Here is a 25367-nt window from a genome sequence, read left to right on the forward strand (position 1 = left end):
CGTAAATGTTGCGCTGGCGCACAGCGGTGCGCAAAAACCACCATCGGCGCAGCGCATCGCAAGCCTCGCGACGCGTTACAATGCCGGCTTTTACCGATCACGAGGTGTGCGCTTTGACTGCTCCAGGTCCTTTGAATTCCGCTGCGGGCTCGCTTTATGTGGTGGCGACGCCCATCGGCAACCTGGACGACATCAGCGCCCGGGCCCTGAAGATCCTGCGTGAAGTGGCATTGATCGCTGCCGAGGACACCCGTCACTCGGCGCGCCTGATGCAGCACTTCGGGATCGCCACGCCGTTGGCCGCCTGTCACGAACATAACGAACGAGATGAAGGTAGCCGTTTTATCACCCGTCTGCTGGCGGGCGATAACGTTGCGTTGATCTCCGATGCCGGCACACCGCTGATCTCTGATCCGGGTTATCACCTGGTGCGTCAGGCTCGTGCTGCCGGGATCAACGTAGTGCCGGTGCCAGGTGCCTGTGCTCTGATCGCGGCGCTGTCAGCGGCGGGGTTGCCGTCTGATCGGTTCATTTTCGAAGGTTTTTTGCCAGCGAAGTCTGTCGGCCGCAAGGCGCGTCTGGAAGCGGTTAAAGAAGAACCGCGCACCTTGATCTTCTACGAGGCGCCGCATCGCATTCTCGAATGTCTGCAGGATATGGAAGCCGTGTTCGGTGGCGGGCGCCAGGCATTGCTTGCGCGTGAGATCACCAAAACATTCGAAACGCTCAAGGGCTTGCCGCTGAGTGAGTTGCGCGCCTTCGTCGAGTCCGACAGCAATCAGCAGCGGGGCGAATGCGTAGTACTGGTGGCGGGCTGGACTGCACCCGAGTCCGAAGATGCCGTGAGCAGCGAGGCGATGCGCATCCTTGATCTGCTGCTCGAAGAGATGCCGCTCAAGCGCGCCGCCGCACTTGCCGCGCAAATCACCGGTGAGCGCAAAAACGTGCTGTATCAGGTTGCCCTGGATAAACAGAAAGGCGTGTAAGCCGTCGCCCATGGCGCTCTTGAGGGTTTTAGCGCTTGTTCTTCGGGCGCTGTGCCGTTAACCTTCGCGGCGGAGAGTCGATCGGACAGTCGCTGCCCTCTATGAAAATTAGGGGGGGGAGGAAAGTCCGGGCTCCATAGGGCGAAGTGCCAGGTAATGCCTGGGAGGCGTGAGCCTACGGAAAGTGCCACAGAAAATAACCGCCTAAGCGCGCAAGCGCCGGTAAGGGTGAAAAGGTGCGGTAAGAGCGCACCGCACGTCTGGCAACAGTTCGTGGCTAGGTAAACCCCACTTGGAGCAAGACCAAATAGGGTCCCAAGGCGTGGCCCGCGCTGGGACCGGGTAGGTTGCTAAAGATGTCCAGTGATGGCCATCGTAGACGAATGACTGTTCAAGACAGAACCCGGCTTACAGATCGACTCTCCACCTTTTTCTTTCCCTGCTTGAATTCAAGACGACTGGGCTGTGTAATATCAACAGGCCTGGTCTGAAAGTCCGGCAGCGGCAATCGCAGTAATAGCCAATTCCCACCTTGCTTCAATCAGCAGCAGAAGCGCCTTTGTAATACCGAAAAAATCTTACTCTTAACAAACTACTTTAACTTTCGAGCGCAGCTTTCAGTGCTGCATCAAGTTATAGGTCAAAAGTGCGCGCCGGATTCCCGTTAAGCTTCCTTTTATGCTCGTAAATCTCCGTTCTGTAAGGCTTTTCCTTTAATCCGCGCCTTGACGGTGTGGTGGGCGCATTCCTATAGTGTGCGCAAGTGGCGGAAAGTGGCATGAAGTGGGTTTTTTGAGCTCAAAACGATAAAAAATTGGAGAAACGCAGACGTGTTTCGCGGAGCTAACGCTATCAGTCTCGATGCAAAGGGCCGTCTCGCCATGCCGAGCCGGTACCGTGACGAGCTCGTTTCGCGTAGTTCCGGCCAGTTGATCGTGACCATTGATGCCGTCGACCCATGTCTGTGTGTCTACCCGCTCGATGAGTGGGAAATTATTGAAACCAAGTTGCGCGCCCTCCCTTCGCTTCGTGAAGAGAACCGTCGCCTGCAACGTTTATTGATTGGTAATGCCGTCGACCTAGAACTCGATGGCAGCGGTCGTTTTCTGGTTCCGCCGCGTCTGCGTGAATACGCCAGGCTCGACAAGCGCGCCATGCTGGTAGGCCAACTGAACAAGTTCCAATTGTGGGACGAGGATGCATGGAACGCGGTGTCTGCCGCTGACCTTGCTGCTATTCAACAACCGGGCGCGATGCCTGATGAACTGCGTGATTTGATCCTGTGACTATTGATAGCGGCTTTAACCACATCACCGTACTGCTTGACGAAGCCGTCGAGGCTCTCGCCGTACGTCCTGATGGCTGCTATCTGGACGGCACGTTCGGGCGCGGCGGGCACAGCCGGTTGATCCTCAGCCAGCTCGGGCCGGACGGTCGGCTCATCGGATTCGACAAGGATCCACAAGCGATTGCCACCGGGCAAACGCTAGCGGCCGAAGACGGCCGCTTTGTCGTTGTGCAGCGCAGCTTTGCCGAGCTTGGTTCGGTGGTTGCCGAGCGTGGTCTGGCCGGCAAGGTCAGCGGCATTCTGCTCGACCTGGGTGTGTCCTCGCCGCAACTCGACGACGCCGAGCGCGGCTTCAGTTTCCTCAACGACGGCCCGCTGGACATGCGCATGGACCCGTCCCGTGGCATCAGTGCTGCAGAGTTCGTCAACACCGCGCCGGTGGAAGAAATCGCCCGGGTGTTCAAGGAATACGGCGAAGAACGTTTTTCCGGCCGCATGGCCCGCGCCGTTGCCGAGCGCCGCGATATCAAACCGTTCGAGCGCACTGCCGATCTCGCCGAAGTGCTGAAAGTCGCCAACCCGGCGTGGGAGAAGGGTAAAAACCCCGCGACCCGTGCATTTCAGGGTTTGCGGATTCACGTCAACAACGAGCTGGGCGATCTCGAAGCCGGCCTCGACGCGGCACTGCAAGCGCTGGAAATCGGCGGTCGTCTGGTGGTGATCAGCTTCCACTCGCTGGAAGACCGCATCGTCAAACTGTTCATGCGCAAGCTGGTGAAAGGCGAAGCCGACAACCTGCCGCGCAATCTTCCGGTTCGCCACGTGGCATTCGAACCGAAAATCAAAGTGCATGGCAAAGCGCAGACGGCCTCCGATGCCGAACTCAAAGCCAACCCTCGTTCCCGTAGCGCCGTCATGCGTGTCGCGGAGAAGTTGCGGTGAGCAAGCTTTTCGCCAAACCACTGCCCGGCGGCAGCTTTCTGATGCTGCTGCTGTTTATTGGCGTGCTTTTTTCGGCCATTGCCGTGTCGTACAGCGCGCACTGGAACCGGCAGTTGCTCAACACCCTTTATAACGAACTCAGCGTGCGCGACAAGGCGCAGGCCGAGTGGGGGCGTCTGATCCTGGAGCAAAGCACCTGGACCGCGCACAGCCGCATCGAAGTGCTGGCCACCGAACAACTGAAGATGCACATTCCCGGCGCGGCTGACGTGAAGATGGTGGCGCCATGATGAAACTCGAAGGCGCACTGTTTCCATGGCGCTTCCGCCTGATGGTGGCATTGCTTGGCCTGATGGTCGCGGCGATCTGCTGGCGCATCATCGACCTGCAAGTGGTTGACCGTGACTTCCTCAAAGGTCAGGGCGACGCACGCAGTCTTCGTCACATTCCTATTCCGGCGCACCGTGGCCTGATCACCGACCGCAATGGCGAGCCTTTGGCCGTGAGCACTCCGGTGACCACGCTGTGGGCCAACGCCAAGGAAATGCAGTCGGCCAAGGAAAAATGGCCAGCACTGGCCGCCGCGCTGGGGCAGGACCCTAAAGCCCTGGCCGAACGCCTCGAAGCTCAGGCCAACAAGGAATTCATTTATCTGGTGCGCGGGCTGACCCCCGAGCAAGGTCAGTCTGTGCTCGACCTGAAAGTGCCGGGCGTTTACGGCATCGAGGAATTCCGCCGGTTCTACCCGGCCGGTGAAGTCACCGCGCACATGGTCGGCTTTACCGATATCGACGATCACGGTCGCGAAGGTGTTGAACTGGCCTATGACGAATGGCTGGCCGGGGTGCCGGGCAAACGACAAGTGATCAAGGATCGCCGTGGCCGGCTGATCAAGGATGTTCAGGTCACCAAAAACGCCAAGGCCGGCAAGCCCTTGGCGTTGTCCATTGACTTGCGTCTGCAATACCTGGCCAACCGCGAGCTGCGTAACGCGATCATCGAGAACGGCGCCAAGGCCGGCAGTCTGGTGATCATGGACGTGAAGACCGGCGAAATTCTGGCCATGGTCAACCAGCCGACCTACAACCCGAACAACCGCCGCAACCTGCAACCGGCGATGATGCGTAACCGCGCGATGATCGACGTATTCGAACCGGGTTCGACCATGAAAGCCATTTCCATGAGCGCCGCGATCGAAACCGGCCGCTGGAAACCGACTGACACGGTCGAGGTGTATCCGGGCACCCTGCAGATCGGCAAGTACACCATCAAGGACGTTTCGAAGAGCGAAGGCCCGGTACTCGATCTGACCGGGATCCTGATCAACTCCAGTAACGTCGGCATGAGCAAGGTCGCCTTCGATATCGGCGGCGAAACCATATTCCGTCTCGCGCAGAAAGTCGGCCTCGGCCAGGACACCGGTCTGGGTTTCCCGGGCGAGCGCGTCGGCAACCTGCCCAATTATCGTGAGTGGCGCAAGGCTGAAACCGCGACGCTGTCGTACGGCTACGGCATTTCCGTGACGGCGATTCAGCTGGTTCACGCGTTTTCGGCGCTGGCCAATAACGGCCGTCTGGCACCGCTGACCCTGATCAAAACAGACAAGATGCCGCAGACCACCCAGGTGCTGCCGGAAGCCGTCGCGAAAACCATGCAAGGCATGCTGCAACAGGTGATTGAAGCACCGCGCGGCGTGTTCCGCGCGCAGGTGCCGGCCTATCACGTGGGTGGCAAGTCGGGTACGGCGCGCAAGACCTCGGTCGGCACCAAGGGCTATGCGGAAAATTCCTACCGTTCGCTGTTCGCCGGGTTTGGCCCGATGAGCGATCCGCGCTACGCCATTGTCGTGGTGATCGATGAGCCAACCAAGGCTGGTTATTTCGGTGGTCTGGTTTCGGCTCCGGTGTTCAGCCGTGTGATGTCCGGCACCCTGCGCCTGATGAACGTGACCCCGGACAACCTGCCGACCACGCAACAGGCCAACGCCACGCCGGTCGTTCCGCTGAAAGCCAATGGAGGGCGCGGCTGATGTCATTAAGTCTGAACAAGATATTCCCCCACGCCGGCCACGATCTGTTGATCCGTGAACTGGCACTCGACAGCCGTAACGTGCGCGCCGGTGATCTGTTTCTCGCCGTACCGGGCGGCAAGTTCGACGGCCGTGCGCACATCGCCGATGCACTGCAGCGTGGCGCGGCGGCAGTCGCCTATGAAGTCGAAGGCGCCACCGTGCTGCCGATCACCGATGTACCGCTGATTCCGGTCAAGGGTTTGGCGGCACAGTTGTCGGACATCGCCGGGCGTTTTTACGGCGAGCCAAGCCGTCATTTGAATCTGATCGGCGTGACCGGCACCAACGGGAAGACCAGCGTGACCCAACTGGTTGCGCAGGCACTGGATCTGCTCGGTCAGCATTGCGGCATCGTCGGCACGCTGGGTTCGGGTTTCTACGGCGCGCTGCAAAGCGGCCTGCACACCACGCCGAATCCAATTGCGGTGCAAGCGACGCTGGGGGATCTGAAAAAGGCCGGCGCCAAAGCCGTGGCCATGGAAGTCTCGTCACACGGTCTGGATCAGGGCCGCGTGACTGCGCTGGCGTTCGACGTGGCCGTGATGACCAATCTGTCCCGCGACCACCTCGATTACCACGGCACTATGCAAGCCTACGCCGAGGCCAAGGCCCGGTTGTTCGCCTGGAATGATTTGAAGTGCCGGGTGGTTAACCTCGACGACGATTTCGGCCGCCAACTCGCCGCTGAAAAACGTGAATCGCGCCTGATCACCTACAGCCTCCTCGACAGCAGCGCTTACCTGTTCTGCCGTGAAGCGCAGTTTGATGACCACGGCGTGCGCGCCACGCTGGTCACGCCGCAGGGCGAACATCATCTGCGCAGCACGCTGCTCGGCCGATTCAACCTGAGCAACGTTTTGGCTGCAGTGGGCGCCTTGCTGGGGCTGGATTACGCGCTTGATGAAATTCTGAAAGTGCTGCCGAAACTCGAAGGCCCGGCCGGTCGCATGCAGCGCCTTGGCGGCGGCACGCAGCCGTTGGTGGTGGTCGATTACGCCCACACCCCGGATGCGCTGGAAAAAGTTTTGACCGCTCTGCGCCCGCACGTCAAAGGTCAGTTGCTGTGCCTGTTCGGCTGCGGCGGCGACCGCGATCGCGGCAAGCGTCCGTTGATGGCTGAAGTGGTCGAGCGTCTCGCCGATCAGGTACTGGTCACCGACGACAATCCGCGCACCGAAGACCCGGCAGTGATTTTCGACGACATCCGCGCCGGTTTCAGCGCTGTGGATAAAGTCACCTTCGTCGCTGGCCGCGGCGAGGCGATCGCCCAATTGATTGCCGGCGCCTCTGCAGGCGATGTGATCGTGCTGGCGGGCAAGGGCCACGAGGACTACCAGGAAATCAACGGCGAGCGTCACGCGTTCTCCGATCTGGTCGAAGCCGATCACGCCCTGACCGCATGGGAGGTGGCCCATGCTTGAGGCCCTCAAACTCAGCGATCTGATCAACGCCCTCGATGCGCGCCTGATCAGCGCCGACGCCCGTTTCGACGGCGTCAGCATCGACAGCCGCGCGATCAAGCCCGGCCAACTGTTCATTGCCCTGACTGGCCCGCGTTTCGACGGCCACGATTACCTGAACGAAGTCGCCGGCAAAGGCGCGGTGGCTGCGCTGGTCGAGCGTGAAGTCGCCGACAGCACCCTGCCGCAACTGCTGGTCAAGGACACTCGTCAGGCTCTTGGTCAAGTGGGGGCCCTCAATCGCGCCGCGTTCACTCAGCCGGTGGCTGCCGTGACCGGTTCCAGCGGCAAGACCACGGTCAAGGAAATGCTTGCGAGCATTCTGCGCACGCGCGGCCCGGTGCTGGCGACCCGTGGCAACCTGAACAATGACCTTGGCGTGCCGCTGACCCTGATCGAACTGGCCCCGGAGCACACCTCGGCCGTGATCGAACTGGGCGCTTCGCGTCTGGGTGAAATCGCCTACACCGTCGGGCTGACCAAGCCGCATGTAGCGATCCTCAACAACGCCGGCACCGCTCACGTCGGTGAATTCGGCGGTCCGGAAAAAATCGTTGAAGCCAAGGGCGAAATCATCGAAGGGTTGGCGGCTGATGGCATCGCCGTGCTCAATCTTGATGACAAAGCCTTTGGTATCTGGAAGACCCGCGCTGCCGGTCGCCAGGTGCTGACCTTCGCCCTGAGCAACTCCCAGGCAAATTTCTACGCCAGCGATCTGGCGACGGACGCGCGCGGTTGCCCGGCGTTCAATCTGCATACACCTGAGGGTGCCGAGCGCGTTCAGTTGAACCTGCTCGGTACTCATAACGTCGCCAATGCCCTGGCTGCCGCCGCGGCTGCTCACGCTCTGGGCGTGTCGCTGTTCGGCATCGCCACCGGGTTGGGCGCCGTGCAACCGGTCAAGGGCCGCACCGTCGCGCAACTGGCGAAAAACGGCATGCGCGTGATCGATGACACTTACAACGCAAACCCCACCTCGATGTGCGCGGCCGTTGATATACTCGCCGGCTTTTCCGGCCGCACCGTCCTGGTGCTCGGGGATATCGGCGAGTTGGGCGATTGGGCGGAGCAGGGGCACCGCGACGTGGGCGAGTACGCCCGAGGCAAGGTTTCGGCGCTTTACGCAGTCGGGCCAAACATGGTCCACGCCGTAAACGCATTCGGTGAACAGGCGCATCACTTTGGCACGCAAGCCGAACTGATCCAGGCCCTCGACGCCGAGCAGGACACAAACACCACCATTTTGATCAAGGGTTCGCGCAGTGCAGCGATGGAAAACATCGTTGCGGCTCTGTGCGGGTCCAGTCTGGAGAAACATTAATGCTGCTGCTGCTAGCGGAGTATCTGCAACAGTTCCACAAAGGCTTCGCGGTCTTTCAGTACCTGACCCTGCGCGGGATTCTCGGTGTGCTGACCGCGCTGGTTTTGTCGCTGTGCTATGGCCCGTGGATGATCCGCACTTTGCAGAACCGTCAGATCGGACAATCTGTTCGTAACGATGGCCCGCAATCGCACCTGTCCAAGTCGGGCACACCGACCATGGGCGGCGCACTGATTCTGTCTTCGATCGGCGTCAGCACATTGCTTTGGGCTGACCTGAGCAACCGCTACGTCTGGGTGGTGCTGCTGGTGACCTTGCTGTTCGGCGCCATCGGCTGGGTCGACGATTACCGCAAGGTCATCGAAAAGAACTCTCGTGGCCTGCCAAGCCGCTGGAAGTATTTCTGGCAGTCGGTGTTCGGCCTCGGCGCGGCGATCTTCCTTTATATGACGGCTTCGACGCCGGTGGAAACCACGCTGATCCTGCCGATGCTCAAGGACTACAGCATTCCGCTGGGCTTTGGCTTCATCGTGCTGACCTACTTCGTGATCGTCGGTTCGAGCAACGCGGTCAACCTGACTGACGGCCTGGACGGTCTGGCGATCATGCCAACCGTAATGGTCGGTGGTGGCCTGGGTATTTTCTGCTACCTGTCGGGTAACGTGAAATTCGCCGAATACCTGCTGATTCCTTACGTGCCTGGCGCGGGCGAGCTGATCGTGTTCTGCGGCGCGCTGATCGGTGCAGGCCTGGGGTTCCTTTGGTTCAACACCTATCCGGCACAGGTATTCATGGGCGACGTCGGCGCACTGGCGCTGGGCGCGGCACTGGGCACCATTGCGGTGATCGTCCGTCAGGAAATCGTCCTGTTCATCATGGGCGGCGTGTTCGTGATGGAAACCCTGTCAGTGGTCATTCAGGTTGCCTCCTTCAAGCTGACCGGTCGCCGCGTGTTCCGCATGGCACCGATACACCACCATTTTGAACTCAAGGGCTGGCCCGAGCCGCGTGTGATCGTCCGTTTCTGGATCATCACCGTGATTCTGGTCCTGGTCGGCCTTGCCACCCTGAAGCTGAGGTAGAACGAGTGTCTCTGATCGCTTCTGACCACTTCCGCATCGTTGTCGGCCTCGGCAAGAGCGGCATGTCCCTGGTTCGCTTCCTGGCGAACCGGGGCACGTCGTTTGCCGTGGCCGACACGCGGGAAAATCCACCGGAACTGGCCACGCTCCAGCGTGACTATCCGCAGGTGGAAGTGCGTTGTGGCGAGCTGGACGTCGAGTTCCTCTGCCGTGCCGACGAGCTCTACGTGAGCCCCGGCCTGGCGCTGGCGACCCCGGCCCTGCAAGCCGCCGCTGCCCGTGGCGTGAAACTGTCCGGCGACATCGAGCTGTTCGCGCGTAACGCACGGGCGCCGATCGTGGCCATCAGCGGTTCCAACGCAAAAAGCACCGTCACCACCCTGGTCGGAGAGATGGCGGCTGCGGCCGGCAAGCGCGTCGCGGTGGGCGGCAACCTCGGCACCCCGGCGCTGGACCTGCTCAGTGATGACGTCGAGCTGTACGTGATGGAGCTGTCGAGTTTCCAGCTGGAAACCACCGACCAGCTCAACGCCGAAGTGGCCACCGTGCTCAACATCAGCGAAGACCACATGGATCGCTACAGCGGTCTGCCGGCTTACCACCTGGCCAAGCACCGGATCTTCCGCGGTGCGAAGCAGTTCGTGGTCAACCGTCAGGATGCGCTGACCCGTCCATTGATGGGCGAGGGCCAGCCGTGCTGGACCTTCGGTCTGACCAAACCTGATTTCAAGGCATTCGGCATCCGCGAAGAAGACGGCGAGAAGTACCTGGCCTTCGAATTCCAGAACCTGATGCCGGTACGCGAGTTGAAAATTCGCGGCGCGCATAACCAGTCCAACGCCCTCGCGGCGCTGGCGCTGGGTCATGCCGTGGGCCTGCCGTTCGATGCGATGCTCGCGGCCTTGCGCACCTTCGCTGGCCTCGAACATCGCTGCCAATGGGTGCGCGATCTCGACGGCGTCGCCTATTACAACGATTCCAAAGCCACCAACGTGGGCGCCGCGCTGGCTGCCATCGAAGGCCTGGGTGCGGACATCGACGGCAAGGTCATTCTGATTGCCGGCGGTGACGGCAAGGGTGCCGAGTTCAAGGATCTGCGTGATCCGGTCGCGGCCAACTGCCGCGCCGTGGTTCTGATGGGCCGCGACAGCGACAAGATCGGTGAGGCCATCGGCGACGCCGTGCCATTGATCCGCGCGACCTCGCTGGTCGACGCCGTTGCGCAATGCCGCACCGTTGCGCAAGCCGGTGATGTGGTGCTGCTGTCGCCGGCCTGCGCCAGTTTCGACATGTTCAAGAATTACGAAGACCGTGGTCACCAGTTCGTCCGCGCTGTGGAGGAACTGGCATGAACCTGAGAAACATCATCAAGCCGTACCCGTCGCCGCTGATTACCGGGCGTGGCATTGACCTCGATTTCCCGATGCTCGCCGGTTGCCTGGCGCTGCTCGGTCTGGGCCTGATCATGATTGCTTCGGCTTCCACCGAAGTGGCGGCGGCGCAATCGGGCAGCCCGCTGTATTACATGATTCGCCACCTTATTTATGTGGTGCTGGGCCTGGGCGCGTGCATCGTCACCATGATGATCCCGATCGCCACCTGGCAACGCCTCGGCTGGCTGATGCTGATTGGCGCGTTCGGCCTGCTGGTGATGGTGATCATCCCCGGCATTGGCCGCGAAGTGAACGGTTCGATGCGCTGGATCGGCTTCAGCTTCTTTAACGTGCAGCCGTCCGAAATTGCCAAGGTATTCGTGGTGATCTACCTCGCCGGTTATCTGGTGCGTCGTCAGAAAGAAGTGCGCGAGAGCTGGATGGGCTTCTTCAAGCCGTTCATCGTGCTGCTGCCGATGGCCGGGCTGTTGCTGATGGAGCCGGACTTCGGCGCCACGGTCGTGATGATGGGCGCGGCGGCGGCGATGCTGTTCCTTGGCGGAGTCGGGCTGTTTCGTTTCTCGCTGATGGTGGTGCTGGCGGTCGGGGCCGTGGTGCTGTTGATTCAGATGCAGCCGTATCGAATGGCGCGTCTGACCAACTTCGCCGACCCGTGGGCCGACCAGTTCGGCGCGGGCTATCAACTGTCCCAGGCCTTGATCGCGTTTGGTCGCGGCGAGTGGCTGGGCGTCGGCCTGGGCAACAGCGTGCAGAAGCAGTTCTACCTGCCGGAAGCGCACACCGACTTCGTGTTCTCGGTATTGGCCGAAGAGCTTGGCGCGGTCGGTTCGCTGTGCACTGTCGCCCTGTTCGTGTTCGTCTGCGTTCGCGGCATGTACATCGGCTTGTGGGCGGAAAAGGCCAAACAATTCTTCGCCGCTTATGTGGCTTATGGTCTGTCGTTCCTGTGGATTGGTCAGTTCCTGATCAACATCGGCGTGAACGTCGGCCTGTTGCCAACCAAAGGTCTGACCTTGCCGTTCCTCAGTTACGGCGGCAGCTCCTTGGTGATTTGCTGTGCCTGTCTGGGCCTGTTGCTGCGGATCGAGTGGGAAAGTCGAACCCACCTGGGCAGTGAAGAGATGGAATTCCATGAAAGCGACTTCGCCGAGGAGCCGAATCATGGGCGCTAACGTCTTGATCATGGCCGGCGGTACCGGCGGTCACGTGTTCCCGGCGTTGGCCTGTGCCCGCGAGTTTCAGGCGCGCGGCTACACCGTGCACTGGCTCGGCACGCCACGCGGCATCGAAAACGAACTGGTCCCGGCCGCCGGGCTGGAACTGCACCGGATCAACGCCAGCGGTCTGCGCGGCAAGGGCAAGCTGTCGCTGCTCAAGGCGCCGCTCATGCTGCTGAAGTCGGTGTGGCAGGCGCGCGCGATCATTCGTCGGCTGAAGCCGGTGTGCGTGGTCGGTTTCGGCGGTTATGTGACTGGCCCCGGTGGGCTTGCCGCGAAACTGGCCGGCGTGCCGGTGATCGTTCACGAGCAGAACGCCGTCGCCGGCACCGCCAATCGATTGCTGGTGCCGTTCGCCGCTCGGGTGTGTGAAGCGTTCCCCGACACCTTTACTCTGTCGGACACCCGCCGTACCACCGGAAACCCGGTGCGCAGCGAGCTGTTCCTCGACACATCGCGACCAGCCCTGGCTGGCCGCAAAGCGCGTTTGCTGATCCTCGGCGGAAGCCTGGGGGCAGAACCGTTGAACAAATTGCTGCCTGAAGCCCTGGCCCACGTCGCTGCCGACTTGCGCCCGGAAGTGTTTCATCAGGCTGGTAAAAACCACGATGAAGTGACTGCAGAGCGTTACCGCGCCGCCGGTGTGGAAGCGCAGGTGCAGCCGTTCATCAAAGACATGGCCCAGGCCTATGGCTGGGCCGACCTGGTGGTGTGCCGCGCAGGCGCGCTGACCATCAGTGAGCTGGCTGCCGCCGGTCTGCCCTCGATGCTGGTGCCTTTGCCCCACGCGATCGACGATCACCAGACCCGCAACGCCGATTATTTGGCCCGTGAAGGCGCTGCCTTCCTGATGCCGCAAAGAACGACCGGTGCCGCGGACCTTGCCGCGCGCCTGACAGAGGTCTTGATGCAACCGCAACGACTCGAAGAAATGGCCACCGCGGCCCGCCGTCTGGCGAAACCCGACGCCACCCGTAGCGTGGTCGATACCTGTCTGGAGGTGGCCCATGGTTGAGAATCAGAAAGCCATGCCACAGCCGGAAATGCGCCGCATCCGTCGCATCCACTTCGTCGGCATCGGCGGCGTGGGCATGTGCGGCATCGCCGAAGTCTTGTTGAACCTGGGCTATGAAGTGTCAGGGTCCGACCTCAAGGCGTCGCCGGTCACCGAGCGTCTGGAGTCCTTCGGCGCGCAGATCTTCATCGGCCACCGGGCCGAGAATGCCGCTGCCGCCGATGTACTGGTGGTGTCGAGCGCTGTGAACACTTCCAACCCGGAAGTGGCGACGGCACTTGAGCGTCGCATCCCGGTGGTGCCGCGTGCAGAGATGCTCGCCGAGCTGATGCGTTATCGCCACGGCATCGCCGTCGCCGGTACCCACGGCAAAACCACCACCACCAGCCTGATCGCCTCGGTGTTCGCTGCCGGTGGTCTGGACCCGACGTTCGTGATCGGTGGTCGCCTGAATGCTGCGGGCACCAATGCCCAGCTCGGCACCAGCCGCTACCTGATCGCCGAAGCCGACGAGAGCGACGCCAGCTTCCTGCACCTGCAACCGCTGGTGGCCGTGGTCACCAACATCGACGCCGATCACATGGCGACCTACGACGGCGACTTCAACAAACTGAAGAAAACCTTCGTCGAGTTCCTGCACAACCTGCCGTTCTACGGTCTGGCGGTGATGTGCCTGGACGATCCGGTGGTGCGCGAAATCCTCCCGCAGGTCAAACGTCCGACCGTGACCTACGGCTTCAGCGAAGACGCCGACGTGCGCGCGATCAATGTGCGCCAGCAAGGCATGCAGACGTTCTTCACCGTCCTGCGTCCTGATCGCGAGCCGCTGGAAGTGTCGGTGAACATGCCCGGCAACCACAACGTGCTCAATTCCCTGGCGACCATTTGCATCGCCACCGACGAAGGCGTCAGTGATGAAGCCATCGTTCAGGGGCTGTCAGGGTTCCAGGGTGTCGGTCGACGCTTCCAGGTCTACGGCGAGCTGCCGGTAGACGGCGGGCATGTGATGCTGGTTGACGACTACGGTCACCACCCGACCGAAGTCGCCGCAGTAATCAAAGCCGTGCGCGGCGGATGGCCGGAGCGCCGTCTGGTGATGGTGTATCAGCCGCACCGTTACAGCCGCACCCGTGACCTGTACGACGACTTCGTCAATGTATTGGCCGATGCCAACGTGCTGTTGTTGATGGAAGTCTATCCGGCCGGCGAAGAGCCGATTCCGGGCGCCGACAGCCGCAAGCTGTGCAACAGCATTCGCCAGCGCGGTCAGCTCGACCCGATCTACATCGAGCGTGGTGTCGACCTGGCGCCGCTGGTAAAACCGCTGCTGCGCGCCGGCGACATTCTGCTGTGCCAGGGTGCCGGTGATATCGGTGGTCTCGCACCGAAGCTGTTGAAAAGTGAATTGTTCGCCGGCGCCGTGGCGGCGTCGGTCGAGGGGAAGTTGAAATGACTGCTGCCTACGCCAACCTGTTCTCCACGATCGCGCCGAAAGACTTCGGCCGCGTCGCCGTGCTGTTCGGCGGCTTGAGTGCCGAGCGTGAGGTTTCGCTGAAGTCCGGTAACGCCGTGCTCGAGGCGCTGCAAAGCGCTGGCGTGGATGCGTTCGGCATCGACGTCGGGAATGATTTTCTGCAGCGTCTGCTCAGTGGAAAAATCGACCGCGCGTTCATCATTCTTCACGGTCGTGGCGGCGAAGACGGCAGCATGCAAGGCCTGCTCGAGTGCGCGGGCATTCCGTACACCGGCAGCGGCATCCTGGCTTCGGCACTGGCCATGGACAAACTGCGCACCAAGCAGGTCTGGCACAGCCTCGGGATTCCGACGCCGCGTCACGCCGTGCTGTGCAGCGAGGCCGATTGTATTTCGGCAGCGACGGAACTGGGCTTCCCTTTGATCGTCAAACCGGCCCATGAAGGTTCAAGTATCGGGATGGCCAAGGTGAGTTCTGCGTCCGAGTTGATCGACGCATGGAAAGCGGCCAGTACCTACGATTCACAAGTGTTGGTCGAGCAATGGATTCAAGGTCCGGAGTTCACCATCGCCACCCTGCGTGACCAGGTGTTGCCTCCTATCGCCCTGGGTACACCGCACACGTTCTACGACTACGACGCCAAGTACATCGCCAACGATACCCAGTACCGCATTCCGTGCGGGCTGGATGCCGCCAAGGAACAAGAACTCATGGAACTCACGGCCAAGGCCTGTGAGGCGCTGGGTATCGCCGGTTGGGGCAGGGCGGATGTGATGCAGGACGCCGACGGTCAGTTCTGGTTCCTGGAAGTGAACACCGCGCCGGGCATGACCGATCACAGTCTGGTGCCGATGGCGGCACGTGCCGCCGGTCTGGATTTCCAGCAACTGGTTCTGGCCATTCTGGCGGCCAGCGTTGAAGACGCAGGCGTAACAGAGGCGCGAGGTTAAGACCATGCAAGGCGCTCATCTCAGACATCAGCCACCCGCACCCGGCCGCAAGCCGGTGCCGCGGGGTGCCAGCCGAATGGTGGCGAAAGAGCCGATGTCCGCGCGCCTGCCAAAAGCCAATTTCGGCTTTCTGAAAAGCCTGTTCTGGCCCGTGATGCTGGTGGCGCTGGGCTTTGGTACTTACGAAGGCGCGCAGCGTTTGCTGCCGTATGCCGACCGGCCGATCAGCAAGATCGCCGTGCAGGGCGACCTCAGCTACATCAGCCAGCAGGCGGTGCAGCAGCGGATCGCACCGTTTGTGGCGTCGAGTTTCTTCACCATCGACCTGGCGGGCATGCGTACCGAGCTTGAGCAGATGCCCTGGATCGCCCACGCCGAAGTGCGTCGGGTATGGCCGGATCAGGTGGTGATCCGCCTCGAAGAGCAATTGCCGGTGGCCCGTTGGGGCGATGAGTCGCTGCTCAACAACCAGGGCCAGGCGTTTACGCCCCGGGAACTGGCGAATTACGAACATCTGCCGCAGCTGTTTGGCCCGCAGCGGGCCCAGCAGCAAGTGATGCAGCAGTATCAGGTGCTGAGCCAGATGCTGCGCCCGCTGGGCTTCTCGATCGCGCGTCTGGAATTGCGTGAACGCGGCAGCTGGTTCCTGACCACCGGTGCCGGCAGTTCCGGCCCCGGCATCGAGTTGCTGCTGGGACGCGGCAATTTGGTTGAAAAGATGCGCCGCTTCATCGCCATCTATGACAAGACGCTGAAAGAGCAGATTACGAACATTGCGCGCATCGATCTGCGCTACGCCAACGGCCTCGCTGTTGGCTGGCGGGAACCCGTAGCGCCGACGACAGCCCAACCCGCTGTTGCGAAGAATTAAGAAGAGGCAGGACCCATGGCAAACGTGCAAAGCGGCAAAATGATCGTCGGTCTCGATATCGGCACCTCCAAAGTGGTGGCGCTGGTTGGCGAGGTCGCGGACGACGGCCAGCTGGAAATCGTCGGAATCGGCACGCACCCGTCCCGCGGCCTGAAGAAGGGCGTGGTGGTGAACATCGAGTCCACCGTGCAATCGATCCAGCGCGCGATCGAGGAAGCCCAGTTGATGGCGGGCTGCCGCATTCACTCGGCGTTTGTCGGCGTTGCCGGCAACCACATCCGCAGCCTGAACTCCCACGGCATCGTCGCGATTCGTGATCGCGAAGTCAGTTCGGCTGACCTTGAGCGTGTGCTCGATGCGGCCCAGGCCGTGGCGATCCCGGCCGACCAGCGCGTGCTGCACACCCTGCCGCAGGATTACGTGATCGATAACCAGGAAGGCGTGCGCGAGCCACTGGGTATGTCCGGCGTGCGTCTGGAAGCCAAGGTTCACGTGGTCACCTGCGCCGTCAACGCTGCACAGAACATTGAAAAATGCGTGCGTCGCTGCGGTCTGGAAATCGACGACATCATCCTCGAGCAACTGGCCTCGGCCTACTCGGTACTGACCGACGACGAGAAAGAGCTGGGCGTGTGCCTGGTGGACATCGGCGGCGGCACCACCGACATCGCGATCTTCACCGAAGGCGCAATTCGCCACACGGCGGTTATCCCGATTGCCGGTGATCAGGTGACCAACGACATCGCCATGGCGCTGCGCACCCCGACCCAGTACGCCGAAGAGATCAAGATCCGTTACGCCTGCGCCCTGGCCAAGCTGGCCGGTGCCGGCGAAACCATCAAGGTGCCGAGCGTTGGCGATCGTCCACCGCGCGAACTGTCCCGTCAGGCCTTGGCCGAAGTGGTCGAGCCGCGTTATGACGAGCTATTCACGCTGATCCAGGCCGAGCTGCGTCGCAGCGGCTACGAAGACCTGATCCCGGCGGGCATCGTCCTGACCGGCGGCACTTCGAAAATGGAAGGCGCAACAGAACTGGCCGAAGAGATTTTCCACATGCCGGTACGCCTCGGTGTGCCGCACGGCGTGAAGGGGCTGGATGACGTGGTGCGCAACCCGATTTATTCCACTGGCGTTGGTTTGTTGATGTACGGCCTGCAAAAGCAGTCCGACGGGGTTTCGTTCTCCGGTATCGGCAGCCGCGACAGCTACAGCAGCGAAGAGCCTCAGGCGCCGCTGCTGGACCGACTGAAAAAGTGGGTTCAGGGCAATTTTTAAAAGCAGCTGGAAGCGACAAGCTTCAAGCGGCAGGCAACAGCAGTAGATACACCGCAACAAACAAGCAGTAGGCGAAAAAACTAGAGAATGTAAGGAGAGGGAAAATGTTTGAACTCGTAGACAACATCCCCGCAAGCCCGGTAATCAAAGTTATCGGTGTTGGCGGTGGCGGCGGCAACGCTGTCAATCACATGGTCAAGAGCAACATCGAAGGCGTTGAATTCATCTGCGCCAACACTGATGCTCAAGCGCTGAAAAACATCGGCGCGCGGACCATCCTGCAACTGGGCACCGGCGTGACCAAAGGTCTTGGCGCCGGCGCCAACCCTGAAGTAGGTCGTCAGGCCGCTCTCGAAGACCGTGAGCGCATTGCCGAAGTCCTGCAGGGCACCAACATGGTATTCATCACCACCGGCATGGGCGGCGGCACCGGTACCGGTGCGGCGCCAATCATTGCCGAAGTGGCCAAGGAAATGGGCATCCTGACCGTTGCGGTCGTGACCCGTCCGTTCCCGTTCGAAGGTCGCAAGCGTATGCAGATCGCCGACGAAGGCATTCGCATGCTCTCCGAAAGCGTCGACTCGTTGATCACCATCCCGAACGAGAAGCTGCTGACCATCCTCGGAAAAGACGCAAGCCTGCTGTCGGCCTTCGCCAAGGCTGACGATGTACTGGCCGGTGCCGTTCGCGGTATCTCCGACATCATCAAGCGTCCGGGCATGATCAACGTCGACTTCGCCGACGTGCGTACCGTGATGAGCGAAATGGGCATGGCGATGATGGGCACTGGCTGCGCCAGCGGTCCGAACCGTGCACGTGAAGCCACTGAAGCGGCCATCCGCAACCCGCTGCTCGAAGACGTGAACCTGCAAGGCGCGCGCGGCATTCTGGTGAACATCACCGCCGGTCCTGACCTGTCCTTGGGTGAGTACTCGGACGTGGGTAGCATCATTGAAGCCTTCGCCTCCGAGCACGCGATGGTCAAGGTCGGTACCGTTATCGATCCGGACATGCGCGATGAGTTGCATGTAACCGTGGTTGCTACCGGTCTGGGCGCGAAAATCGAGAAGCCTGTGAAGGTTATCGACAACACCGTTCACACCTCCATGGCTTCGGCGCAGGTGCAACAACCGGCTCCGGCCCGTCAGGAGCAGCCAGCGGTGAACTACCGTGATCTGGACCGTCCGACCGTCATGCGCAACCAGGCTCAGGCCGGTGCTGCGGCTGCCGCGAAGATGAATCCGCAGGATGACCTGGACTACCTGGACATTCCGGCATTCCTGCGTCGTCAGGCCGATTGATGGAATGTATCAGGGCTATGACGGTGATTGGTGTTCAGCAAAGGCATGGTCTGCTATCATCGCCAGCCTTTGTTGATACCAGTTCGCAATTTGCGCTCAAGCGGCCCATGCCATGATTAAACAACGCACACTGAAAAATATTATCCGTGCCACAGGTGTCGGCCTGCACTCCGGTGAGAAGGTCTATTTGACCCTCAAGCCTGCGCCTGTCGACACTGGCATTGTGTTTTGTCGCGCTGACCTCGATCCTGTGGTGCAGATTCCTGCCCGCGCGGAATACGTTGGTCAGACCACTATGTCGACGACGTTGATTAAAGGCGACGTCAAAGTGCACACGGTAGAGCACTTGCTCTCGGCCATGGCTGGCCTGGGCATCGATAACGCCTACGTCGAGCTCTCCGCGTCCGAAGTCCCGATCATGGATGGTAGCGCTGGACCCTTCGTATTCCTGATTCAATCGGCTGGCCTGGAAGAACAGGACGCCGCCAAGAAATTCATCCGCATCCTGCGTGAAGTGACAGTGGAAGACGGCGACAAGCGCGCCACTTTCGTCCCTTTCGAAGGCTTCAAGGTGAGCTTCGAGATCGATTTCGATCACCCGGTATTCCGGGACCGCACCCAGAGTGCAAGCGTGGATTTTTCCAGCACTTCGTTCGTAAAAGAAGTCAGCCGCGCCCGTACCTTTGGTTTCATGAGTGACATCGAGTACCTGCGCAAGCACAACCTCGCACTTGGCGGCAGCGTTGAAAACGCAATCGTGGTCGACGCTGATGGCGTGTTGAACGAAGACGGTCTTCGTTATGAAGACGAGTTCGTGAAGCACAAGATCCTCGATGCGATTGGCGACCTGTACCTGCTGGGTAACAGCCTGATTGGTGAGTTCAAAGGCTTCAAGTCCGGTCATGCACTGAACAACCAGCTGCTGCGCAAGTTGATTGAGCAGACAGATGCGTGGGAAGTCGTGACGTTCGAAGACGCCAGTACCGCACCGATCTCTTACATGCGCCCTGTAGCGGCTGTGTAAGTAAAAAACCTCTCTAGTTTTTTGAAGGCCACCTATGGGTGGCCTTTTTTTATGGCCGTATAAAGATCAGAGGATCGTCCGATCGCGGCCCGAGCCTTCGACTTTAATAAACAACCACCCGATTCCGACCCCCTTCCTTGGCCTGATACAGCGCCTTGTCCGCCGCAAACAGCAATTGCTCCAGCGTCATCTCACTGACAGCCGTCCAGGTACTGATGCCAATACTCACCGTCATCGGCACAAGGGCCCCTTCGACCCTCGGTAGTTGCTCAACCGCCACACGAATATGCTCAGCAATCTGCTGCGCGCCAGCGCTGTCGGTTTCGGCCAGAATCACCGAGAACTCCTCACCACCATAACGCGCCACCAGATCCGTCGGCCGCCGCACGCTGCCGGTGATCACCTTTGCCAGTTCGCGCAACGCCTGGTCTCCGGCCTGGTGCCCATGCCGGTCATTGAAGGCCTTGAAGTGGTCGGCATCAATCATCATCACCGACAACGGCAGGCCTGAGCGCTGGGCGCGGAACCATTCGTGACGCAGCGTCTGGTCGAGCATGCGCCGGTTGGCTACGCCAGTCAGGTCGTCAGTGGCGGCCAGTTGCGCCAGTTCGCGTTCGGCGCGATGGCGTAAACGCAGCTCCCGGGCGAGCAGCCAGGTCAGCCACAACACGCCCACGCACAACACGCCCGTGGCGCCGCTGATCAATATCGCGGTACGCCGCCAGGTGCCGAACACTTCATCGCTGGACAACGCCACCATCACGGTCAGAGGCAGATTGCCGACCCGCGAATAGGTGTAGAGCCGTCGCTGCTCATCCATGCTTGAAGTGCTGGCGAAACTGCCGCTGCCATCGCGGTCGTTCAGAATCCGCACGACGTTTGGCCGGTTACCGAAACTCTTGCCCACCGAATCGCTCTGCAGGTAAGGCTTCTGCGCGAGCAGCACGCCATCGCTGTTGATGATGTTCAGCGTGCTGTCGGTGCCGATGTCGAGGCTTTTGAACAACTCGTCGAAGTAGTCGAGTTTCAACGAAGCGGCGGCCACGCCGAGGAATTCACCCGTCTGCGAAGCGATGCGCCGGCTGAAGCTGATCCGCCATTGGTCGGCCTCGTCGCAATCGCAGCGGGTCTTGAATGGGCGGCTGATGAACATGCCCATGTCGCGGTTGAACGCGTGGGCGAGGAAATAATCACGGTCGGCGAAATTGCCAGGTTTCGGTTCGATGCGTGAAGAGTCGGCAACCACATCTCCGTGCTTGTCGAGCAACAGAATGTCCCCCTTGAAGCGCGCCGTTGTGGAGCGATCGAACAACGCCATATGCCGGATCTGCGGCGAGACATTCTGCAGATCGTCACGCTGGGCGGCGGCGATCAGGCCTTGGAGGGTCAGGTCGTACAGCTCCACAGTGCGCAGCACGTCGGCGTCGATCAGCTGTGCGATGGTAGTGGCGCGGCGGGTGGCGGCTTCCTGAGCGCTGGCATATTCGCGAATCAGCAGAAAGGTGACGATGCACACCATCGCGATCACGGTCAGCAAACTGCCGACAATCAACAGGCGCTCGGAGCGACCGGTCTGGTCTGTGATGGAAGGAGTGCGGCTGGCGATCATGATGGGGTTTCGGTTGGGGAGTCTTGTAAGCGTAGTTGTATGGAGTCAGTGAGGGAATTGCATTGTGGGAGCGAGCCTGCTCGCGAAAGCTGTGCATCAGTCAACGTTTCTGTTGAATGACACACCGCCTTCGCGAGCAGGCTCGCTCCCACAGGGAAAATCGATAGCTTGCGGACTATGGCGCAGCGCTGATCTTAGAAGACGTTGACCGGGTAGTCGATGATCACGCGGTATTCATCTGTATCCGAATCGATCGCGCCGTAGCCGTTGCCGCCACGGTTGGTCGCCCACTGCAGATGCACCGTGAGGTCTTTCGCCTGGCCACTTTGTACGACGTATTGAAGATCGATGTCGCGTTCCCAGTGCTTGGCGTTGCGACCCTCGGCGCTGTACCAGCTGGAATAACCAGCGCTGTCCGGATCAGCTTTGGTCAGGTTCACCGTGCCGCGTGAGTAGGACAGCGCCGATGTCAGGCCGGGCATGCCGACACCGGTGAAGTCATAGGCGTACTTGAGCTTCCAGGAACGTTCGTTCGGCCCGTTGAAGTCCGAGTACTGCTGAGAGTTGTCCAAATAAACGCTGTCACCCTGGCTGATGTAATCGAAGGGTGTATTGCCGTTGACCCGCTGATACGCAGCCGTGACGCTGTGGCTGCCGATGCCCACGGCGAGGTGCGCGCTGTAGGTGTTGTTGTCGATGTCGCCGAGCAGCGCATCGCCGGTGTCCTGCGTGTGATAGAAATGCAGGCCGGGGTTGAGGCTGATCAGGTCATTCAGCTGCCAGGTGTAGTCGAGGTCGTAGTAGTACTGGTTCCAGATGTCCTTGAGTTCGGAGGCATAAAGGCTGCTGCTCAGACCCTCGACACCGCTCCAGGCTATACCGGCCCAGTTCAGATGCTGGCTTTCATCGCCCTCCGCGAGCGTGCCGTACGACGTGCCGATGCGCGTATGGCCGCTCTGGTTGTAGGGTTTGGTGAAACTGGCCTGGCCACCTTCGATCAGCCAGCCATCGAAACTGTGGTTGCTCAGGCTGATGCCACGAAAAGTCTGCGGCAGCATGCGCGTGTCGCCGCCGGCGATTACCGGGTTGGTGAGGAACAGATCGCCCGCCTTCAATTCGGTGTCGAACGCACGCAGCTTCAGCGTCCCGCCCGCGGTTGAAAACGACCCTGGCGCCTTGCCGTTGCCATCGCTGATCGGCAGGATGCTCGAACCGTCCGTACCGCCACCGCCGTCGAGTTTCATGCCAAGCATGGCGTGGGCATCGATGCCGAAGCGGACCGTGCCTTCGGTGTACCCCGACTGGAACATCCCAAGAAAACCCTGGCCCCACTCAATGTTGTCGTCCGCTTTCTGCAAGCGGTTGCGATTCATGTAGTAGTTGCGAGCGTTGAGGTTGAGGCTTGAGCCTTTGACGAAACCTTCTTTGGTGGGTTCATCGGCGTGGGCGGCAGGGGCAATCGTTGCGGCAATTGCAATGAACAGCGGGGTGAAACAGGTAGGGTAACGCACGTGCGGTGGGGCTCCTTGGGTCAGCTGACACTTCAATGTTTTGAGGTGCTTGGTGTTTCTTGTTGTTACAGACGAACCGGACGGCTTCCAGACCACAACGAAAAAAGGCCGCTGAACGGCGGCGGCCTGGAGTGACGACAGTTGAACGGGAAGAGCCAAACAACCGCGTCGAGGGAAACGTTTTCGAGTTGCGACTCAGCTGTCTTTCTCGAACGATTGATTCTGGGAATTAGCGGCTTGCGGGGCTTGCGTCGCGTCTTGGGCCTTGGCCATCACTTCGGCCTGATGCTGATCGAATGCCTGGGCGCGAGCGCTGTTGTGCGCCACGAACGACTGCGATTCTTCAGCCATCGCCATGGGCGACAGGATCAATGAGGACAAAACGAATGCGCTGGCAATACCCATACTGTTGGACATCTTGAAAACCTTCTTGCTTGGCAAGTGCTGTTTGGTGCGGGCAAAGATAAGGTTGCCGAGGTGCGGGAAACAGCGTGATTTTCATAAATGACTGTTACAGCAAAAGCAAAGATCGGCTTTTCAGACCGGGAGGTGAATGCCGAACGTGTTGATCCCCCGATCACTGCGCACAAACACATCCCCACCATGCATCAGCGCAATTGCCTTGACGATCGCCAGCCCCAGGCCATGATTATTGCCACTGTTGCTACGCGAGGCATCGACCCGATAAAAACGCTCGAACAATCGCGGCAAGTGCTCGCTGGCAATCGGCGTCCCGGGATTGGCCACGCCGATGCTCACCTGATGTTCTCGCACCTCGATCCGCACCTCGATCACCTGACCCGGTTCCGTGTGCTGCACAGCGTTGCTCAGCAAATTGATCAAGGCCCTGCGCAAATGCGCGACCTCGATCTGCACTTGCGCGTCGCCGCTGACCTGCACCTGAACCTGTGCGTCTTCAAGGATGAAATCCAGATACTCAAGCGTCGTCGCCACCTCGCCAGCCAATGACGTCGAGGTCAGTTTGGTCGCCTTGTTGCCCTGATCGGCGCTGGCCAGGAACAGCATGTCGTTGATGATCGAGCGCAGTCGTTCCAGCTCCTCGAGGTTCGATTGCAATACTTCGAAGTAGTGTTCGGCAGAGCGGCCACGGGTCAGGGCCACCTGTGTCTGTCCGATCAGGTTGGTCAACGGCGAACGCAGTTCATGGGCGACGTCGGCGTTGAAGGATTCTAGCCGCGAATACGCCAGTTCTACCCGCTCCAGTGTCGAGTTGAAGGACTCGACAAACTGTTCCAGTTCCGGCGGCAGCGGAGAAAGACGCAGACGCCCGGCCCTTAGCGGTGGCGCTAACCGTTGGGCTTCCTGAGACAGTTTGATCAACGGTTTCAGACCGATGCGCGCCACCCAGTAACCCAGCGCCGAGGCCAGCAGCACGCCGACAATCGCCAGGCTGATCAGCGCGATGAGCAATTGATGTTGGGTCTGATGAAAGGTCTCGGTGTCGATGCCGATCATGAAGCGCAGGGGCGGGCGCTGGTCCTTGGCCGGGAACTGACTGACCAGCACTTTCAGCGGATAAGGTTGATCGGGCAGTTGCAGGTCACGCGTACCCAGCGGGCCGTTGGCAGCGGCGCGAATCTGCGGGGTCAGGTTGCCGTATTCATAGCGGGGATCGCCGCTGCTGATCCAGAAACTGATGCGCTTGTCTTCTTCGCCGAGCAGCTTGAGTTTGTTGTTGATCTTTACCCAATGCTCCGGCGTGCCGTAACGGCCGACGGTGGATTCGAGCACGCTGTAACGCGCGTCGAGTTCGGCTTCCGGCAGCAAGCCCAGGCCTTTGTCGACCTGTTGATACAGCGCGCCGCCGATCAACACGAAGACCAGCAGCGCCACCAGCGTAAACATGCCGCTGAGGCGTAGCGCGATCGAATTACTGGACACCACGGCTCTCCAGCACATAACCCATGCCGCGGATGGTGTGCAGCAATTTCTCCTCGAACGGCCCGTCGAGCTTGGCGCGCAGGCGTTTGATCGCGACCTCGACGACGTTGGCGTCGCTGTCAAAATTGATGTCCCAGACCATTTCGGCGATGGCGGTCTTGGAAAGGATTTCGCCCTGGCGTCGAGCAAGGACGCTGAGCAGGGAAAACTCTTTCGCCGTCAGGTCCAGCCGCGCACCGGCGCGAGTGGCCTTGCGGCTGATCAGGTCGATCCACAGGTCGGCGACCGTCACTTGCACCGGTTCGTGGCCGCCGCTGCGTCGGGTCAATGCTTGCAGGCGGGCGACCAGTTCGAGGAAGGAAAACGGTTTGCCGAGGTAATCGTCGGCGCCGTCGCGCAGGCCCTTGATGCGGTCTTCGACGCGCTCGCGGGCGGTGAGCATGATCACCGGAGTCTGTTTGCGCGCACGCAATGCGCGCAGTACACCGAAGCCATCGAGCCCCGGCAGCATGACGTCAAGAACGATCACCGCGTAGTCGCATTCCAGCGCCAGATGCAGGCCTTCGACGCCGTCGCGAGCGCGGTCCACGGTGTAGCCCTGTTCGGTCAGGCCCCTGTGCAGATAGTCCGCGGTTTTTTCTTCGTCTTCGATAATCAGAACGCGCATGACCGCC

General features: G+C 60.7%; 22 protein-coding genes and 1 other RNA gene. 18 read left to right on the forward strand and 5 right to left on the reverse strand.

Annotated elements, in window-relative coordinates; translation table 11 throughout:
• The first annotated feature begins 80 nt into the window (after positions 1-80).
• From rsmI to lpxC, 18 genes are all read left to right on the forward strand, one after another.
• Positions 81-986: a 16S rRNA (cytidine(1402)-2'-O)-methyltransferase gene (gene rsmI / locus HU727_RS06250; protein WP_186530429.1), complete on the forward strand. Its 906-nt coding sequence runs from the start codon at positions 81-83 to the stop codon at positions 984-986.
• A gap of 73 nt (positions 987-1059) precedes the next feature.
• An RNA gene (gene rnpB, locus HU727_RS06255) (RNase P RNA component class A) lies at positions 1060-1413 on the forward strand.
• Between the two features lie 403 nt (positions 1414-1816).
• A complete protein-coding gene (gene mraZ, locus HU727_RS06260) occupies positions 1817-2272 on the forward strand; it encodes a division/cell wall cluster transcriptional repressor MraZ (protein ID WP_186530428.1) in 456 nt (151 codons plus the stop codon).
• Positions 2269-3216, forward strand: coding sequence for a 16S rRNA (cytosine(1402)-N(4))-methyltransferase RsmH (gene rsmH, locus HU727_RS06265; RefSeq protein WP_437180374.1), 948 nt, complete (start codon positions 2269-2271; stop codon positions 3214-3216). The genes mraZ and rsmH overlap by 4 nt, the downstream gene beginning before the upstream one ends.
• On the forward strand, positions 3213-3506 hold the full coding sequence (ftsL, locus tag HU727_RS06270) for a cell division protein FtsL (protein WP_016773269.1): 294 nt from the start codon (positions 3213-3215) through the stop codon (positions 3504-3506). The genes rsmH and ftsL overlap by 4 nt, the downstream gene beginning before the upstream one ends.
• On the forward strand, positions 3506-5245 hold the full coding sequence (locus tag HU727_RS06275) for a peptidoglycan D,D-transpeptidase FtsI family protein (RefSeq protein WP_186530597.1): 1740 nt from the start codon (positions 3506-3508) through the stop codon (positions 5243-5245). The genes ftsL and HU727_RS06275 overlap by 1 nt, the downstream gene beginning before the upstream one ends.
• Positions 5245-6708, forward strand: coding sequence for a UDP-N-acetylmuramoyl-L-alanyl-D-glutamate--2,6-diaminopimelate ligase (locus HU727_RS06280; RefSeq protein ID WP_186530427.1), 1464 nt, complete (start codon positions 5245-5247; stop codon positions 6706-6708). Before HU727_RS06275 ends, HU727_RS06280 begins: the two co-directional genes overlap by 1 nt.
• A complete protein-coding gene (locus tag HU727_RS06285) occupies positions 6701-8068 on the forward strand; it encodes a UDP-N-acetylmuramoyl-tripeptide--D-alanyl-D-alanine ligase (RefSeq protein ID WP_186530426.1) in 1368 nt (455 codons plus the stop codon). The genes HU727_RS06280 and HU727_RS06285 overlap by 8 nt, the downstream gene beginning before the upstream one ends.
• A complete protein-coding gene (gene mraY / locus HU727_RS06290; RefSeq protein ID WP_186530425.1) occupies positions 8068-9150 on the forward strand; it encodes a phospho-N-acetylmuramoyl-pentapeptide-transferase in 1083 nt (360 codons plus the stop codon). Before HU727_RS06285 ends, mraY begins: the two co-directional genes overlap by 1 nt.
• Positions 9151-9155: 5 nt before the next feature.
• Entirely contained in the window at positions 9156-10502 is a 1347-nt protein-coding gene (gene murD / locus HU727_RS06295; RefSeq protein ID WP_186530424.1) for a UDP-N-acetylmuramoyl-L-alanine--D-glutamate ligase, read from the forward strand.
• A complete protein-coding gene (ftsW, locus tag HU727_RS06300; protein WP_437180375.1) occupies positions 10499-11716 on the forward strand; it encodes a putative lipid II flippase FtsW in 1218 nt (405 codons plus the stop codon). Before murD ends, ftsW begins: the two co-directional genes overlap by 4 nt.
• Complete coding sequence (gene murG, locus HU727_RS06305; protein WP_186530423.1) at positions 11706-12776, forward strand: undecaprenyldiphospho-muramoylpentapeptide beta-N-acetylglucosaminyltransferase; 1071 nt, start codon at positions 11706-11708, stop codon at positions 12774-12776. The genes ftsW and murG overlap by 11 nt, the downstream gene beginning before the upstream one ends.
• Positions 12769-14229 carry a UDP-N-acetylmuramate--L-alanine ligase gene (gene murC, locus HU727_RS06310; protein ID WP_186530422.1) on the forward strand — a complete coding sequence of 487 codons (1461 nt, stop codon included), beginning with the start codon at positions 12769-12771 and terminating at the stop codon, positions 14227-14229. Before murG ends, murC begins: the two co-directional genes overlap by 8 nt.
• Entirely contained in the window at positions 14226-15200 is a 975-nt protein-coding gene (locus HU727_RS06315) for a D-alanine--D-alanine ligase (RefSeq protein WP_186530421.1), read from the forward strand. The genes murC and HU727_RS06315 overlap by 4 nt, the downstream gene beginning before the upstream one ends.
• 4 nt (positions 15201-15204) lie before the next feature.
• Positions 15205-16071, forward strand: coding sequence for a cell division protein FtsQ/DivIB (locus HU727_RS06320; RefSeq protein ID WP_186530420.1), 867 nt, complete (start codon positions 15205-15207; stop codon positions 16069-16071).
• Positions 16072-16086: 15 nt separating this feature from the next.
• Positions 16087-17346: a cell division protein FtsA gene (gene ftsA / locus HU727_RS06325; RefSeq protein ID WP_016773282.1), complete on the forward strand. Its 1260-nt coding sequence runs from the start codon at positions 16087-16089 to the stop codon at positions 17344-17346.
• 104 nt (positions 17347-17450) lie between these two features.
• Entirely contained in the window at positions 17451-18647 is a 1197-nt protein-coding gene (gene ftsZ / locus HU727_RS06330; RefSeq protein WP_101161966.1) for a cell division protein FtsZ, read from the forward strand.
• Between the two features lie 112 nt (positions 18648-18759).
• A complete protein-coding gene (gene lpxC, locus HU727_RS06335) occupies positions 18760-19671 on the forward strand; it encodes a UDP-3-O-acyl-N-acetylglucosamine deacetylase (RefSeq protein WP_116031548.1) in 912 nt (303 codons plus the stop codon).
• A 103-nt stretch (positions 19672-19774) separates the two neighbouring features.
• On the opposite strand, the gene HU727_RS06340 is transcribed toward lpxC, so the two are convergent.
• The 5 genes from HU727_RS06340 to HU727_RS06360 form a co-directional block, all read right to left on the reverse strand.
• Positions 19775-21280 (reverse strand): sensor domain-containing diguanylate cyclase, encoded by a 1506-nt coding sequence (locus tag HU727_RS06340; RefSeq protein WP_186530419.1) that lies wholly within the window; start codon positions 21278-21280, stop codon positions 19775-19777.
• A gap of 194 nt (positions 21281-21474) precedes the next feature.
• Positions 21475-22791, reverse strand: a complete 1317-nt coding sequence (locus HU727_RS06345; protein WP_186530417.1) for an OprD family porin — start codon at positions 22789-22791, stop codon at positions 21475-21477.
• Positions 22792-22986: 195 nt separating this feature from the next.
• On the reverse strand, positions 22987-23208 hold the full coding sequence (locus HU727_RS06350; protein ID WP_186530415.1) for a hypothetical protein: 222 nt from the start codon (positions 23206-23208) through the stop codon (positions 22987-22989).
• 120 nt (positions 23209-23328) lie between these two features.
• Positions 23329-24693: a heavy metal sensor histidine kinase gene (locus HU727_RS06355; RefSeq protein WP_186530414.1), complete on the reverse strand. Its 1365-nt coding sequence runs from the start codon at positions 24691-24693 to the stop codon at positions 23329-23331.
• Entirely contained in the window at positions 24683-25360 is a 678-nt protein-coding gene (locus tag HU727_RS06360) for a heavy metal response regulator transcription factor (RefSeq protein WP_186530412.1), read from the reverse strand. The genes HU727_RS06355 and HU727_RS06360 overlap by 11 nt, the downstream gene beginning before the upstream one ends.
• Positions 25361-25367: the final 7 nt, after the last annotated feature.

Origin of the sequence: Pseudomonas khorasanensis (assembly GCF_014268505.2) — a bacterium.
In the GTDB taxonomy this organism is placed as follows: Bacteria; Pseudomonadota; Gammaproteobacteria; order Pseudomonadales; family Pseudomonadaceae; genus Aquipseudomonas; species Aquipseudomonas khorasanensis.